Origin of the sequence: Aeromonas sp. Y293-4 (assembly GCF_027705905.1) — a bacterium.
Lineage (GTDB): Bacteria > Pseudomonadota > Gammaproteobacteria > Enterobacterales > Aeromonadaceae > Aeromonas > Aeromonas veronii.
Map to the genome: position 1 here is coordinate 1 of NZ_JAPDCI010000004.1, position 15,787 is coordinate 15,787.

General features: G+C 57.7%; 12 protein-coding genes and 1 rRNA gene. 5 read left to right on the forward strand and 8 right to left on the reverse strand.

Annotated features, from left to right (window positions below):
* The 4 genes from OKC31_RS05745 to OKC31_RS05760 form a co-directional block, all read right to left on the reverse strand.
* Positions 1 to 65, reverse strand: a 16S ribosomal RNA gene (locus OKC31_RS05745); the annotation flags it as partial.
* Positions 66 to 610: 545 nt separating this feature from the next.
* The gene (locus tag OKC31_RS05750; RefSeq protein ID WP_270656473.1) at positions 611 to 1,657 is read right to left on the reverse strand and encodes an NAD(P)H-dependent flavin oxidoreductase; all 1,047 of its coding nucleotides are present in this window, start codon (positions 1,655 to 1,657) and stop codon (positions 611 to 613) included.
* Positions 1,654 to 1,932 carry a helix-hairpin-helix domain-containing protein gene (locus OKC31_RS05755; RefSeq protein ID WP_270656474.1) on the reverse strand — a complete coding sequence of 93 codons (279 nt, stop codon included), beginning with the start codon at positions 1,930 to 1,932 and terminating at the stop codon, positions 1,654 to 1,656. Before OKC31_RS05755 ends, OKC31_RS05750 begins: the two co-directional genes overlap by 4 nt.
* Before the next feature lie 72 nt (positions 1,933 to 2,004).
* Positions 2,005 to 2,646: a ribonuclease T2 family protein gene (locus OKC31_RS05760; RefSeq protein ID WP_265061437.1), complete on the reverse strand. Its 642-nt coding sequence runs from the start codon at positions 2,644 to 2,646 to the stop codon at positions 2,005 to 2,007.
* Positions 2,647 to 2,843: 197 nt separating this feature from the next.
* Here OKC31_RS05760 and OKC31_RS05765 point away from each other — a divergent pair, with 197 nt between their 5' ends.
* On the forward strand, positions 2,844 to 3,404 hold the full coding sequence (locus OKC31_RS05765) for a gamma carbonic anhydrase family protein (RefSeq protein ID WP_005335471.1): 561 nt from the start codon (positions 2,844 to 2,846) through the stop codon (positions 3,402 to 3,404).
* Positions 3,405 to 3,473: 69 nt separating this feature from the next.
* Here OKC31_RS05765 and OKC31_RS05770 read toward each other — a convergent pair whose 3' ends face one another.
* Both OKC31_RS05770 and OKC31_RS05775 read right to left on the reverse strand, forming a co-directional pair.
* Entirely contained in the window at positions 3,474 to 6,512 is a 3,039-nt protein-coding gene (locus OKC31_RS05770) for a cytochrome c peroxidase (RefSeq protein WP_270656475.1), read from the reverse strand.
* A gap of 191 nt (positions 6,513 to 6,703) precedes the next feature.
* Positions 6,704 to 7,612 (reverse strand): SAM hydrolase/SAM-dependent halogenase family protein, encoded by a 909-nt coding sequence (locus tag OKC31_RS05775; RefSeq protein ID WP_270656476.1) that lies wholly within the window; start codon positions 7,610 to 7,612, stop codon positions 6,704 to 6,706.
* A 198-nt stretch (positions 7,613 to 7,810) separates the two neighbouring features.
* Here OKC31_RS05775 and OKC31_RS05780 point away from each other — a divergent pair, with 198 nt between their 5' ends.
* The 3 genes from OKC31_RS05780 (at position 7,811) to OKC31_RS05790 (ending at position 11,250) form a co-directional block, all read left to right on the forward strand.
* Complete coding sequence (locus tag OKC31_RS05780) at positions 7,811 to 8,275, forward strand: hypothetical protein (RefSeq protein ID WP_270656477.1); 465 nt, start codon at positions 7,811 to 7,813, stop codon at positions 8,273 to 8,275.
* Between the two features lie 156 nt (positions 8,276 to 8,431).
* On the forward strand, positions 8,432 to 9,901 hold the full coding sequence (locus tag OKC31_RS05785) for a GGDEF domain-containing protein (protein WP_333563517.1): 1,470 nt from the start codon (positions 8,432 to 8,434) through the stop codon (positions 9,899 to 9,901).
* A 98-nt stretch (positions 9,902 to 9,999) separates the two neighbouring features.
* Positions 10,000 to 11,250 carry a DEAD/DEAH box helicase gene (locus tag OKC31_RS05790; RefSeq protein WP_270656479.1) on the forward strand — a complete coding sequence of 417 codons (1,251 nt, stop codon included), beginning with the start codon at positions 10,000 to 10,002 and terminating at the stop codon, positions 11,248 to 11,250.
* A gap of 82 nt (positions 11,251 to 11,332) precedes the next feature.
* Here the strand turns inward: OKC31_RS05790 and OKC31_RS05795 are convergent, their stop codons facing one another.
* Positions 11,333 to 12,604 carry a hypothetical protein gene (locus tag OKC31_RS05795; RefSeq protein ID WP_236303466.1) on the reverse strand — a complete coding sequence of 424 codons (1,272 nt, stop codon included), beginning with the start codon at positions 12,602 to 12,604 and terminating at the stop codon, positions 11,333 to 11,335.
* A 215-nt stretch (positions 12,605 to 12,819) separates the two neighbouring features.
* Positions 12,820 to 13,584, reverse strand: coding sequence for a CphA family subclass B2 metallo-beta-lactamase (cphA, locus tag OKC31_RS05800; protein WP_270656480.1), 765 nt, complete (start codon positions 13,582 to 13,584; stop codon positions 12,820 to 12,822).
* A gap of 796 nt (positions 13,585 to 14,380) precedes the next feature.
* Here cphA and OKC31_RS05805 point away from each other — a divergent pair.
* Positions 14,381 to 15,625: an RES family NAD+ phosphorylase gene (locus OKC31_RS05805; RefSeq protein ID WP_442865749.1), complete on the forward strand. Its 1,245-nt coding sequence runs from the start codon at positions 14,381 to 14,383 to the stop codon at positions 15,623 to 15,625.
* Positions 15,626 to 15,787: the final 162 nt, after the last annotated feature.

The following is a 15,787-nucleotide window of genomic DNA, read 5'->3' on the forward strand; positions in this document are numbered from 1 at the left end:
TCGACTTGCATGTGTTAGGCCTGCCGCCAGCGTTCAATCTGAGCCATGATCAAACTCTTCAATTTAAGTTTGGTTGCCAATTAAGGCGGCTCAATGAATTGCTGAATTAACTGCTGCAACATAAAGTTGCTTTGGTCACTTCATCAGACATTGATATCAAAAATTGTTTTGATGCTCGATGCTGTGAGTGCCCACACAGATTGCTTGATTCAAATTGTTAAAGAGCGACGCAGCTTTTGCTGCTGCGGGAGTGGCATTCTACTCAACCGCCTTCTCGAGTCAAGCCTTATTTGCAAAGGCTTTTCGAGGTTACCGACTCGGTTGTTTGCGTTGCCGCTTGCCGTGTCGATGGAGGCGCATTATAGAGATCCAGCTCACATTGGCAAGCTTTTGCCGCAATAAAATTGCAAAAAAGTGCAATTTATTAGTTATTCATATCAGCACACAGCCTTTATACAGACTTATCCACAGACAAGGGTAAAATGCGGGGTTTTGTCTCCGGATAAGCGCCTCACAAGGGAACAGGCACTCATCCATCATCGCAGCACCGTCGCGTCCGACGCACTGCACCAACGGCCGCTTCTATATAAAGAGGCGTATATAGCAGTGCTTATCCCAATCCAGCCTCTTTGACCCAGCACGCTATCAGCTCGCTGGCAGGAAGATCCCTGCAACCCGATACATTCTGGCCAGCCCAGAGCGGAGAGAAGCCACTGTCCCCCGCCTTCTCGGCGGCGGCACGCAGCGGTGCCAGTGCGCCACTGGCATAGGGGAAGTGAGGGGCAAGATCCGAGAGCGGGCCCAGCTCACGCATCAGACGGTTGACGATACCCCGCGCCGGACGGCCACTGAACAGATTGGTCAGTGCCGTCTGCTGACCTTGGGGCGAGTGGAGGACAGCGCGATGCAGCGCCGAGGTGGTCGCTTCATGGCAGCAGAGAAAGGCGGTGCCCATCTGCACGGCGCTCGCCCCCATTGCTAGCGCGTTGGCGATCCCCTTGCCATCGACGATACCGCCAGCGGCAATCACCGGCAGATCGGTCACCGCGAGGATCTGCGCCAGCAGGGTCAAGGTGCTCTGCTGCAAGGCGATATCATCGGAGAGGAAATGACCGCGATGACCGCCCGCCTCCAATCCCTGAGCGATGATGGCATCGGCGCCGTGTTGAGCGAGCCATACGGCCTCCGCCACCGTGGTGGCACTGGCAAATACCTTGGCCCCCGCAGCTTTCACTTGGACAAGCAGCTCGGGCGCGGGCAAGCCGAAGTGAAAGCTGACCACCGCCGGTCTGAACTCGGCCACCATGGCGGCATGATCCTCATTGAAAGGTGCACGGCTTGGCGCCGTCGTAACAGCTGGGGGCTGTACGCCGAACTCGGCGTAGTAGGGAGCAAACCGCTGCTGCCAGCGGGCCAGTGCAACGGGATCCGGTTCCCGTTGCCGATGGCAGAAGAAGTTGATGTTAAATGGCCCAAGACCACTTTGGGCAAGACGCCCCAGTTCGTTGCGTAGCTCCGCTGATGTGAGCATGGCGGCAGGCAAGGAGCCCAAGCCGCACGCACGGGTCACGGCCAGCGCCAGCTCGCTACCCTGCACACCGGCCATCGGTGCCTGAATAATGGGATAACGCATTCCCAGCTCGCTAAAGAGGCTCATCCATTCACCCCGTTTGTCGCGTCCGCCGCCAGATGTGCGCGGGCCAGCGCAATGGCGCCATCGATGGCACTGCGCGCCTGCGGGCTGTTCTGCCAGCAAGTCGAGCCCAGCATGCTGGCCACCAGCTGGACGATATAGGCGGTGTCGGCCTCTGCCAATCCGGCCAGAGTATAGTAGCCAAGCTGTTCGAGCCGCCCGATAACGGTCGGCCCTACCCCTTTCACGCCGAGCAGCATTGCCCGTTCTTGCGGGCCAAACCGGTTGTTGCCATCCATCTGTCAGACTCCTTTCCGATAGCTATGGTTACACATCAGGCCCGCAAGGGACCCGATGAAGAGAGTGGAGGCTTAACGCACGCTGCGCAGCAGGAAGTCCGGCTGACCACAGGAGCGGCGCTCGCGCTTTTGCATCTCGGCGGAGCAGGTGACCGCATCCGTCCCCTCTTTATTGACGCAGATGTAGATCTCCCGCAGGAAGCGGCCACCATCGGCGCAAGCCACCGTGATGTTGTCGGGAGCCAGCCACTGGTTGGCGCTCGCCAGATCGGCCTTGAGCTGGAAACTGGTTTTGCGCAGCGGCTCTTCCGGGGATTGATAAGCCGCCGGGATCTTCACCTTCTGGCGCAAATCGCTCGCCAGCTGATGGAAGGCCTGCTGGCTCAAGCCAGAGCAGGTACCGTGCTTCTCCCACTCATGGCGATAGAGGAAACGGCTGGGGTAGAGGTCGGCAAACTCGCTCTCCATATCGGGATTGAGCCGTTCGCGGGTGCAGTTGCTGGGGTAACCGCGATCGTACTGGGGCCAGAGCCCGTGTAGCACGAACCCCAGCTTGCGGGAACACTGGTCCCGATCCGCCGGTTTGACGGCGCAATGCTCGGGCGACCAGGAGAGCGCCATGGCGTAATAGTCAAACTCCCCCGCCTCCCCTTTGGCCTGTGCGGCCGAGGAGAGCAACAAACCACCCGCCAGCAGGGCAATCATCTTCTTCATCTATATATGTCCATTTCAACCAACTCGGGAATGGCTGCAATGCTCCCATATTCCAGCACGCGGAAACAGTGCTCCCGCCAAGGCTTGCGACAAGGGTCAGACCACTTCGGGGTTTCACCGGATACTAACGAGGCGTAAGCTGGCATCTTGGCGCCGGGTGCGCCACCGCATCATTTCAAGCAACCACAGGATGTAACATGATCCGCAAGAATCCCTCCGGCCATCTGCCTGTCATCGACGAATCCGCCTATATCGACAAGACCGCCATCATCTGCGGCAAGGTGATCATCAAAGAGAATGTCTTTGTCGGCCCCTATGCGGTGATCCGTGCCGACGAGGTGGATGAGAGTGGAGATATGGAACCCATCGTCATCGGCGCCAACTCCAATATTCAGGATGGCGTGGTGATCCACTCCAAATCCGGTGCCGCCGTCACCATCGGCGAGTACACCTCCATCGCCCACCGCTCCATCGTCCACGGGCCATGCGAAGTGGGAAACCGGGTCTTTATCGGCTTCAACAGCGTGCTGTTCAACTGCCATATCGGTGACGGTGCCGTGGTGCGTCACAACTCGGTGATCGATGGCTGCGATCTGCCGCCGGAGTTCTACGTCCCCTCCACCACCCGCATCAACCAGCAGAGCGATCTGACCCATATCCCGCGGGTTTCGGTGGATGCCGCCGAGTTCTCCGAAGATGTGGCTCACACCAACATCGATCTGGTCAAAGGGTACAAGGCGCTCTCCAACGAGTTCTGATCCCTCTGTATTCCCAGAGAACAAAACGGGCGCCGAGGCGCCCGTTTTTCATCTGACTATCTATGAAGGCTAGATGGCCCTGACGCAGGTGGCTGCATGAGCCTCGTCCGCCAGATCCCACAGCGGATCACCAGTGCTCAGGTCGAGCAGCGGCAACTCACCATCGTCATTGGCAGTTGCATCGCTACTCCAGTAGCGGTTGTAGAGCGGCCACCCCTGCTGCTGAAGCAACTGATCCGTCGCACCATCCTTGTTGTAAGCGGCAAACAGCACCTCCAGCTCGGCCCGGGTCGGCAGACGCCAGTCATCGTGGCCGCGCGCCACCAGCTGCTGGCAGTAATCCCGCGCCCGCGCCTGCCCCATGGTCACATACTCCAGCGGGAAGGGATTGTAGTCACCATCACTGTCACTGCTCACACCGTCATAGGAGATGGACAGACGATCCGCCTCGTCCCTGGTCAACTGGCAGACAAAGGCCAGCTTGCCCGCCACCAGCTCGGGTTGACGACAGCCCCGGGCAAAATCGGGCTGGGCATCCACCACCTGCACCGTCACGGTCAACGTGTGACGAGCCGTGGTCGCCACCAATCGTGCCGTACCGACCGCCACACCGCGTAACTCGCCCTGCGGACTCACGGTGGCGAACTCCGGCTGTTCGCTGCGCCAATCAACAGGCCCATCGAGCGGGCCGAGAGATCCATCGCTCAGTTGCCACTGCAGTTGCAGAGGAAGCGTCCGCCCCACTTCCAGCTGAGGCTGGGCAGGCAGCACGGCCAAGCCGGTGATCACCGCCCCCACCGGAGTCGGGTCATCCGCCTCACTCACCCCCAGCTCGACAACCGTGGCCGGAGTGCGGCGCGGCTCGACCGAGGCGCTGCGCAAAAACTCGCCGATGGCATCGAGCTCGTCATTGCTGAGGCCAAGAGCATGCAGGTGATCGGAGGCTTTGGGGAAGAAGGGATCATATTGATCCGCACCGGTCGGGAAGCCGACCCCGCTGCTCCACTTGGTCACGCCAAAGTTGTACATGGCTACCACCCCCTGCACCGAGCCGCCGATACGTTGGGCCAGGATCGGGAAGATGCCGTTGTGCATATAGGGGCCGGTAAAGGCGACGTCCCGCAAGCTGGGGGTCTTGAAGCGACCGATGTCCGCCTTGTTGCGGGTCTGCAGGAAGCGCCCGCGATCTTCCAGCTTGCCACGACCGTAATAGGTGAGCCCCACACTCTCGAACCCGTGCTGACTCAGCAGCGGGCCGGAGTGGCAGTTCATGCAGCGGCCATCGGTGCGGTAGAGGTGCATCCCCCACAGCGCCTTGTCACTGAGTGCCTGACTATCCCCTTTGACGAAGCGCTCAAAATCGCTGTCTCGGCTGATGATGGTGCGTTCGAAGGTGGCGATCGCCTTGGCGATCCGCTCCAGCGTGATCCCCTGATCGCCAAAGGCGGTGGCAAAAGCAGCCTGATAGTCGGGGCTGGCCTGCAAGCGGGCCAGCAGATCGTCATGACTCAGCGCCATTTCGATGGGGTTCTGGATCGGGTGAAGCGACTGCTCCTCCAGCGTGGCGACCCGCCCATCCCAGAACTGGGTCGAGCTGAAGGCGCTGTTGAGGATGGAAGGAGCGTTGCGATTCCCCTTCTGGCCCAGATGACCGACCGAGACGCTCAGGCCGTCGCTCCACCCCTTTTGCGGATCGTGGCAACTGGCACAGCTGATGTCCCGCCCCTTGGAGAGCTGTTTGTCGAAAAAGAGCTGCTGACCCAGCACCACCTTGGCCCGGCTATAGGGGTTGTCGGCCGGGAAGGGAACCGCCGGCAACGGCCCCAGCTCCTGCCATTCCACCCCTTCATCCACCCGGGCTGCAGGCCATTGGGCTGACGCACCGCTGTACTGGGCACGCAGGGCCGCCATGTCCGGCTTGCTGCTGTCGCGCACCACGGAGGGGCGCACCGGATAGGGGGCCAGCGCATACCAGAGCAGACTGCCTTCTCCCTCATCCAGCCAGGTTCGGGTCGCCAGTTGATAGAGACGGGGTTGACCCGCACCATCCTGCAGCCAGATCTGGGCGGGCAGGCCAACAGCAAAGGTATTGGGATAGCGCCATGCCGACTTGTCACTGCTCAGCAGCCGTTCGAACTCGGTGAGGGTCGGCAGGCGCCAGTCGCTGCGGCCGCAAGCGGTCAGCCCCGCAGCCAGTTGTGGCTGGCTGGCAACCTTCAACGCACTGGTGTCACTGCCATACAGCCAGTACTGGCTACCCTTGACCCCGCTGACCGTGCGCACATCGTGCAGGCACAGCCAGGGGCCACGCACCACCAGTTGCCCCTGCTCATCGAGGCGCAGCAGATCTGCCGTCTCCGGCTCGTCCGGCTGGCTCGGATTGGCGGGATAGAGCTGGGTACGGGCGGACTGGATCTGGGCGCTGTTGCTGCGCTGATACCAGCTGCGTGCCTGCTTGTCATCGCGCAGGGCCAACAGCATCTGCCAACTGTCGGCATAGTCGAGCACGGCACCCGGCTGGCGCTGGGCCAGCAGGAAGGCAGCGTAATCCTCAATGACCGCCTGTTGTTGCACGCGGATCTCCTCTGCCCTACCCCACTCGGCCTGACTGAGGGAACCATCTCCGCTCTGATCCGCCAGCAGGAAGAGCGCCGTCTCCTCCTCGTTCAACCCCAGCCGCGGCACGCTGTTGCGGCGCGCCAGAGTGATCCCGGCCGAGAGATCCGCCACCCGCACCGATACCGCTCGCAGCAGATAGCCCTCGTCGCTACCAAGCAGCTCCAGCGGCTGATCCAGTTGCAGACCTGCTGGCAAAGTGATGCTGACAGGTTGGCCCGGTTCGATGGCCTGCTGCACGCGGATCCCGGTGGCGACCTGTCTCACCTCGAGCTGTGCCCCCGCCCCCAGCCGATCGGCCACATTGACCTCAATGGTCAGAGGCACCCGGGTATGAGTTTCCGGCGGTACTATTGGCGGCGTGATGGGCGGTTCGGTCGGCTTGACGACCGGTGGGGTCACATCGGGTGAGGGGGTCACAGACGTATTGCTGTGATTGTCATTGCATGCGGTCAGAGCCAGCAGGCTGAGCAGTAAAAGGCTGGTTTTCATTCGGTATGGTTGGGTGGTCAGACAAGTGCGCGATTATCCAACCAAATACCAATCATTATCAATTGCATTCAATTAATATGCTTTTTGACAACAACTCCTTATCAGCAACGCCTTACCACCCAATGAGAGAGGGCAGCCTCTTTGGCTGCCCTCTCTTGCTTCAAACCCGCTTGTCGAAAGCCCGACAATCTTCAGGAGCACTTCTTCAGGCTGATATGCCAGTTGGCACCGGACTGAACCTGATGCTTGGCGGCGAAGCTGTCCATGTTCAGCGCCACCGACACCTGCAGCAGGCTGTTGAGGTAGACCAGCGGCTGACCTTCCGGCACGTCACCGAAGCTGCTGACGTAAGGCGCCTTGCCGTCATATTTGACCACATCCCCTTCGCGGATCTTGATGCAGGCGTTATCCCCCTTGTTGATCCCCGCCTTGGTCAGCAGAGCATCGTCGATATTGGTCCAGACGTTGCCGTACTGCACATCGAGGATCGGGATGGTGCCCTTGAGGGTGCCATCCTTCTCGGCTACCGCAGGCTGATAGGGGATCTTCACCACTTCGGCAGGCAGTAGCGGGCCGACCTGCTCGTAGCTGATGGCGCCGGAGGCGAGCCGTGCGCCGGTATAGGCGTACACATCGCGGCCATGGAAGGTGTAGGACTTCTCGGAGCCCTTGAGGCGGTTGAGCTTCTCGTCAATCTGGCGCACTGCCTCGATACCGAAGTGCTCGGCCACCAGAGTCAGGGTGCCGTTGTCCGGGGTCACGATGTAGTGGCCGCTCCTGGTCTTGAGCACTACTGACTTGCGCTCGGTGCCGACACCGGGATCCACCACGCTGACAAACACTGTGCCCTTGGGCCAATACTGCAGGGTCTGGTAGAGGCGGTAGGAGGCTTCCCAGATGTTGTAAGCCGGGATCTCGTGGGTCAGGTCATAGAGCGGCAGGGTGCGATCCACCCCGAAGGCAACCCCCTTCATGGCCGACACGGCGCCATCTTTGAGGCCGAAATCGGTCTGGATCACCAGCGCTTCGTTGGCGGCGGCGATGCCGCTTGCCAGCATGAGGGCGAGCGCAATGGCGCGGGGAGCGGTGCGAAGATCCATATCTGAACTCCTGAATCATCTGAGGATAACGAAACGGCGACAGCCATTTAGACATCCAGACTGCCATCAATGGATTTTTTTGCAAGGGGTTTGCAACAAAGTGAGGGACGACTCGCAGAAATTGTGCTCGCCAAACGTCGGCGGCGGGGGTATCAAAGGCAGAATAGGAAAACGTTTACAATACAGGAGCTCAGAACCATGACACAACCCGTACCGGAGATGATGACCCTGCTGCTGGAGATTGGTGAACAGAGCAGTCAGCTCTGGCTGAGCCAGCCAGATGCGGCCCCGTCACACTACCCGCTGGCCTTTGGCACCCACGCCATCCAGCCCGGACCGTTTCGCCACGCGCCACCCACCCCGCTCGAACTGGAGCGGGCCATCATGGTGGTGGAAGATGAGCTGATGCGCATCGCCCCGCAGATCCCGCCCAGCTTGCAGCTGACCCTGCGCAGCCAGCCGTCGCTGGCCGAAGTGCTGGGGGACAACCAGCTCGCCCGGGATCTGGTGGAGCAAGCCTTTGGCCAGCTGGCCGCCATGGCGGAAGGGGATCCCCTCGCCGCCAGCTTGCTGCCCCGCGACGAGCACTTTGCGGCCGTGCTGCTGATCGTCAGGGAGTGGCTGCACCATCTGGCCAGCGAGAGCGTGCTGATCGTGGAGTAGGGATAAATAAGTGGTGAGGGCTTCAGCTTCTGGCAAGGTTTGTCGGTGGATCCTGTCGGGATTTCATTCGCGTATACTTTGCCCGTATGGCGCCCGCGCCCCTATCGGTACTCTAACCAGACACCTATGACCTTATTTTCAGGTAACCCCCCAGCCTTGCGCTGGCCACCGGCGTTTGCTCGCCAGTTCATCGTCAAAGTGGCCGGATTGGCCCTGCTCGCCCTGACCGGGCTGGGCACTGTCTTCTACTACACCTACCTCACTATCCAGCACGACATGGATCTCATCACCGCCAGACAGAAGAACGTGTTCGAGGTCTTCTACCAGCGAGCCAAGATCCTCAAGGTGGAGAACATCACCAGCTATCTGGCACAACACCATCTGCTCGATCAGCCACCGCCCCCGAATAGCGTCGGCAGCGACTATCTCTACGGGTATGACCTCAAAAGCAAATACCGCTTTGCCGATATTCCGCTGCAATACCCGGCCGCCAACATCCTCAACACCTTCCGCTATGCCCTCTCCTACCCGGAGGTGATCAATATCTACACCATCTGGAATGACTACCGGCTGATCGGCATGGTGGCCGACAACAATGTGCTGCCCGCCAGACTGGCGCCGATCAAGGTGGATCTGATGACACTGCCCGCCTGGTATCACTACTTCGGTTGCGCCAGCTTTGCGCCCGGACGCCCCTTGTGCAGCGCCGATGAAGCCTTTGTCTCCGATATCGAGATCGACAGCTTCAGCATGCGCAACACCATAGTGATGTACTTCCCCTTCATTCATCAGTCGGGGCGCGGCGGTTACAAATACGGGCTGCTCGGTATCGATATCGCCGTCGATGAAGCATTTAACGATGTGCTGCGACCCTTCGACACCATCAACCCGACCCGCACCAACATATCGTTTGAAGCCGCCGAGCCATGCCGCCCGAGGCATCTCTGCCTGAGCAAACCCTTTATGCGCACCAAGGCGGGGGATGATCTCTATCTGAAGTGGTCCTACAGCTGGTTTGATTTCGTCAAGCTGGCCCTGCAAAGTGCGGCCTTCAAGGTCTATCTCATCGTGCTGTTGCTGGGCATGGTGGCCTGGAAGCAGATCTACCTGCGGCTGCGCACCCTGGCGCACACCGACCACCTGACCCGGCTGCCACGCCGGGATGTGCTCTGCCAGAGTCTGCTCCATGAGCACGACTACCTGATGATCCTCGATATCGACAACTTCAAGTCGATCAACGACACCTATGGCCATGGCGTCGGGGATCTGGCACTGGTCGCCTTTGCTCGCCACCTCAGAAGCAATATCCGCAAGGTGGACAGCGCCATCCGCTGGGGCGGCGAGGAGTTTATCGTGCTGTTCAAGGGGATGGAGGATGACGAGATGATGATCCACTCCGCTGGTCGCCTGCTGGATCGGCCATTGGGGATCCCCGAGCTGCCCACCCCCATCACCTTCTCCGCCGGGGTGATCCGCATTCGCGACTACCTCACCGTCACCGAGGCGGTGCATCTGGCCGACGAGCTGCTCTACCACGTCAAACAGCACGGCAAGCACAACATCGCCTGCTACGAGGGCAAAAAGATCCGGCTGATCCGCCCGTTGCCGGACGACGCAGAGGCATAGCCGCCTTCTGCCGCTCCCCCAGCTTCTGTTACCATCGCGGCCACGATCACTCACTGCATCGTGGCCGCAGGCCGCGATAACCCCGACTGGTGCCTTCTATGTCCACGACCTCCTTTGCCGAACTGGCCCTCTCCCCCCGCTTGCAGCAGACCCTGAGCGAACTGGGCTATGCCGCACCGACCCCCATTCAGGCTCGCGCCATCCCCGTCATTCTGGCAGGGCGGGATCTGATGGCAGGCGCCCAGACCGGCACCGGCAAGACCGCCGCCTTTGTGCTGCCGCTGCTGGAGCAGTTGCTGGCACAGCCGCAAATGGCGTCCCCGCGCCCGATCCGCGCACTGGTGCTGGTGCCGACCCGCGAGCTGGCGGTGCAGGTCGCCGAGAGTGTGGCGCGCTACGGCCAGGGCACAGATCTCACCAGCACGCTGGTCTACGGCGGGGTGAGTATCGCGGCGCAGGTGGAGGCGCTTCAAGCCGGGGTGGATATCCTGATCGCCACCCCGGGCCGTCTGCTCGACCATCTGCGTCAGGGGGCATTGAGTCTGGCGGCGCTGCGCCATCTGGTGTTTGACGAGGCGGATCGCATGCTCGACATGGGCTTTATGGACGAGATCAAGGCGCTGCTCAAACAGATCCCGGCGGATCGCCAGACCCTGCTCTTCTCCGCCACCTGCGATGACAATCTGTTTGCCTTGAGCAAGGTGCTGCTACGCGACCCCGAGCTGATTGAAGTGGCACCTCGCAACACCACGGCGGCCGAGGTGGAGCAGCGGGTCTACACGGTGGACAGTGATCGCAAGCTGGCGCTGGTCGAACACATGCTGAAAGTGAAAGGGTGGGCACCGGCGCTGATCTTCAGCCGCACCCGTCAAGGGGCCGACAAGCTGGCCCAGCAGCTCGGCAAGGCGGGCATCAATGCGCTGGCCTTCCACGGCGATCTGTCGCAAAGCGCGCGAGAAAAAGTGCTGCTGGAGTTTCGCGCCGGCACCTTGCAGGCGCTGGTCGCCACCGACGTGGCGGCCCGCGGCCTCGATATCAGCGATCTCAACTATGTGATTAACCTCGAGTTCCCGTTTGTGGCCGAGGATTACGTCCACCGTATCGGTCGCACCGGCCGCGCCGGCAACAAGGGGCTCGCCATTACCCTGTTCAGCCCGGAAGATGCGCCGCTGTTGGAGAAGGTGGAAGCTGTGCTCGACACCCGCTTGCCCCAGCAGTGGTTTCCGGGCTTTGAGCCGGATCTCACCCGCTTCGAGCCCGAGCCGCGCCGCAATAGCAAGGCGGCCCAGAAGCAGCGCGCCAGAAAGCAGGCCCTCGCTGGCAACAAGGGGGGCAAGGGCAAACGCTAAGCTGCCCAGCGCCGCCAATAAAAAACGCCCGCACGGGCGTTTTTTGTTATCTGACCAAAGCCAGCTCTTGGCGAGTAGCACCCTAGCGGGTCGCCAGCACCAGTGGCAGGGATCGCAAGATCTGCCGCTCCGCCAGGGTCGAGAGGATAAACATCACCATATAGCCGAGGCCCAGCGCCACGATAATCGCCACCACGTTGGCGGTGAACTCGGCCACCAGATAGTAGGCGGCAACCAGCGCCACTATGCCCGCCAGCCGGATCAACAAACTCTGGGTAAAGTGGCCGTGAGCCTTGATATAGGCGAGCTGATAGCCGTTGAGCATCATAAAGATGAAGAAGATGGAGAAGTGGAACAGCACAGGCACCGCCCCCACGTAGTCGGCAGGGAAGAACAACAGCACCAGCGGCTTGCCCGCCAGCAGCATCAAGCCAAAGAACGCCAGACTGACGATGGCGGAGAGGCGGAATATCCAGCGCCGGATCATCCGGATCTGGCGGTGGTCGCCATTGCGCAGATTGACCGCCAGCTCAGGCAGCACAAAGCGGTAGATGGGGAAGACAAACAAGGTGGTCATATAGGTGAAGATGGGGCGCACCACCACCTGAAAATCCCCCAGCTCGTCGATGCTGAAGTGGCGGATGGTGAGCAGCACAGTGATGTAGATCATCAGGATACTGGCCCCCGCCTCCAGGGAGGCGGTAAAGCTCTTCTTCACATAGCTCACCATCTCGGGGCCGAGCGCCACCTTGGCGAGCGGCTTGGTGGCGATGGCCCGGCGCCGCGAAACATACATATAACCGGCGATGGCGAGCGACGAGAAGGTCAGCCCGTAGAAGAGCGAGGCAAGCGCATCCATCCCCAGCCCGAAATAGCAGGCCATAAACAGCAGACCGTTGGCCAGCGGCTCCAGCCAGGTGACCCGGTTGGAGAGCTCATACATCCGGTACATCGCCACCAGATTGGTGAAGTAGACCTTGAGCCCAAGCCCGAAGATGACCCCCACCAGTTGCAGATACTCCACCCGGATATGGAGCCCGTGCTTGATATAGGGGATAACCGCCCCCCAGGTGAGCAGCACGATGCCGATGAGGAAGTAGCGGAAGATATTGATGATGTCCCGATCGTTCTTGGTCTGGGAGTAGCTCACCACCATGGAGGAGCGAAAACCTGTCATCAGGATAAAGGAGAGGGAGATCAAATCCACCACGCTGTTGAACAGCGCCAGCTCCCCCTTGGCGACCCACTGCGCCAGCCACACCTTGAAGGCGAAGCCGATAACGATGCTGACCAGCGAGGCCCACATCCCGGTGATAAAGGCCTGCTTGAGGCGCGCGAGAGAGGCGTATTGCATAACGAAAATGGATAACTTTCAGGAAAAAGAGAGAGGGCCATCTTATGAAAGCCCACCCCCCTTGAACAGCGTTAATGCCACGCACTCACAGCCACCAAAAAAACCGCAAACGCAAAAGGCCCGCTTATTTCCTGAAAGAGGGCCTTTTGTGGTGTGCCTTTATGGCTGCTGATTGCAGCGATGGCACGGCTTGCTGCCAGTCTGGCGCACAACCCTTATGACTGCGGCACCGCTTTGATCAGCTCTTCATAGTGATCAATCAGCTCGGGGCCGTGCAGCGGCGAGTCGTGGCCGCCAATCACCGTCTTGATCGGCAACTTCATCGCCTTGAGCCGCTCGATGGTCTGCGGATACTCCTTCACATTGGCAAAGCTCAGGTTGCCCAGCTTCTCCTTGAGGATGCAGTTGCCATAGAGCACCTGCTCGTCGGGGAAGTAGACAAAGATGCCGTCCGGCGTGTGGGCCGGGCCCGCGAAGAAGGCGCGCACCTTGCCCTCTTGCAGGGTGAAGTCGCCATCGTGCACCACGTTGGGCAGCACCAGCGGCAGATCCGGGTACTCCGGCAGCCCCTTGCGGGTAAAGGCGACAATCTCGGCCCAGTCGCTCTTCATCAGATCCCGGGTCTGGCGGGTCGCCACCACCTTGGCCCCGATGGACTTCCAGTAGGCGTTACCGCCCGCCCGATCGGTGTGGTAGTTGGTGTTGATCACCTCCAGCACCGGCTTGCTGCTGACTCTTTTTATCAGCTTGTGCAGCTCGCGGGCGGTATCCGGCGTCCAGGTCGCACCCACCACAGTCACCCCCTTGGCCCCGAAATAGACCATGGAGTTTTCCTTTACGTAGTAGTTATCTTCAACCACGTAAACAGCGCCGCTCACCTGCTTGAGGGAGATCCCCGCCGCCCGCACGCTGCCACCCCAGAAACTCGCCATCAGCACCACGGCCCCGGCCAATCCACACTTCATCCAACCTTTCATCATCTTGCTCCCTCGAACCAACCGCCCCCTCGCCACCCCTGTGGCAAGCCGGGCCTTTTAAGCAGTGGGCAGAAGATACGGAGGATTTGTGAGGGGAAAATGAGGTTGTGTGAAGAGAAGGTGAAGTCAGATGGAATTCAGAAAAAAATCAGGGGGAGATCGACTGCGAACCACGACAAAGATGGCGATTGGCGGTGCGCAGAGTGGAGAGAGGTACAGGCTCAAAACGAACCGACAACACTGATAGCTGCCCCTCACCCTCTCCCGAGGGAGAGGGTGAGGGGATGGCCCGTGCCAACTCCAAGCCCGGTTGCCAGACCAAATCAGAGGCGCATATTTGCCCCCTTCTCCCCTTGCGGGAGAAGGGCTGGGGATGAGGGGGAGGTAACAATAAGCCACATCATGTAGGGACGATTAGCGCAGCGTAATCGTCCGTTTACCGCCGTGCACCGAGTCATGACAAAACCAGCAGGCAACTCTGAATATCACCTGCTTATCGGCCACAACCTGTTCGCGATTGTCCGAATACGCTTCGCTATTCGTACCTACAACCCTGAAATGTGATCTGTGACGGTATCTCAGGGAGTGATTATAAATTAATAAGATAGTACCATTGTGAAATATTTAAAGAATTATCATTGGTATTTAAACTATGTCTTGTGAGAAATTTATTTGCTACAAATGCGTGAGTGAAGAGTATATCAGTAAGCTTATCAAAACAAATGGTGAAAACATCCATAGATGCAGCTACTGTAAAAGCAGGCGTAAAACAATCCCACTAGATGACTTAGCAGAACCTATGCATAATGTATTTTCACTATACTATACATGCAGGACTAATGGAGATTTATATTATGGATATGTGTTTGGTGAATCAGCAGAAGAAGTGATTTATGAATGCCTTGGCGTAGATGATGAAATCCAATCAGATCTTCATGAAATTCTGCAAGAAAATTACAATGACCATTATGACTGTACAATCACATACGATGATGATTTTACTTACAAGAGAACTCATCATTTAACAGAAGAGTTAGACGTCAAATGGGAAGAGATTAAAACATCATTGCAGAGTGAAGCTAGATTTTTCAATTCTCATGTAAAAGCCTTCTTTGAACAAATATTTAGCGATCTTGAATCACATATAACGCATGATGGCAGCAATGCGATAACTTACATTGATAGTAATACTTCATTATTTAGAGCCCGAGTATTTGATAGCCTAGATAAAGTTGAGAATGCCTTAAAACATCCTGAAAATGAATTTGGACCACCACCTCATCAATATGCTACATCAGGTCGAATGAATGCACAGGGAATACCTGTTTTCTATGGAGCTATGTCTTCTGATATAGCTATTGCAGAGGTAAGGCCTGCCGTAGGTAGTTATGTTGTTGTTGCTCAGTTCAAGCCAGTAAGGCCACTACGGATACTAGATATATCTGCTTTAGACAAATTAATACCGTCAACGGATAGTCTATTTGATCCTGCGACGACCGAAAAACTCGCAATATCATCATTCTTAAAAAGATTATCATATAAGCTCACCATTCCCATTTCAGGGGCGAGAACAGATAGCGAATACTTGATAACTCAAGCTGTGTCTGAATATCTTTCCGTTTCTGAAGTGAATGCTCTTGATGGTATAAAGTTCAAATCAACTCAAAAAGCAGGCGATGAAAATAGTAATGAGTCTAGCTACAATATAGTGTTATTCACTAAGTCCTCTGCTGTAGCCGGCGCTGAAAACAAAACAACAGAATACGCAGTTACAATGTACGAATACGATTACGATGATGAATCATATCATCAATATTTATCTCCTGAGATATGTAAAAAAGAAGTAAAGACCAAAAGAAAACATTTCTATGGCATAGGTACAGAGGAACAAACCAATATATCTTTGCAGCTAGACATCAATTCATTAGTCATCCATGAAATAAAGGGTGTTACATATCAACATGAAGAGCATAAAATTAAAAATGGTAAGCCAATAGAAAAAAACGGTCAAAATGACGCCTTCGATGATGATAATTCATTTTGATGGCAACTCACAATTCATACCAAAAAACAAAGAAATCACTTCGATTTTGAAATGGTAACCTTATTATAAAATATGTTTATATTCTAGATGAGCTTGAGTATTCTTATATAGAAAAACCACCTGAATAACGGGTGGTTTTTATTTAAAAAAGAACATGAAGGA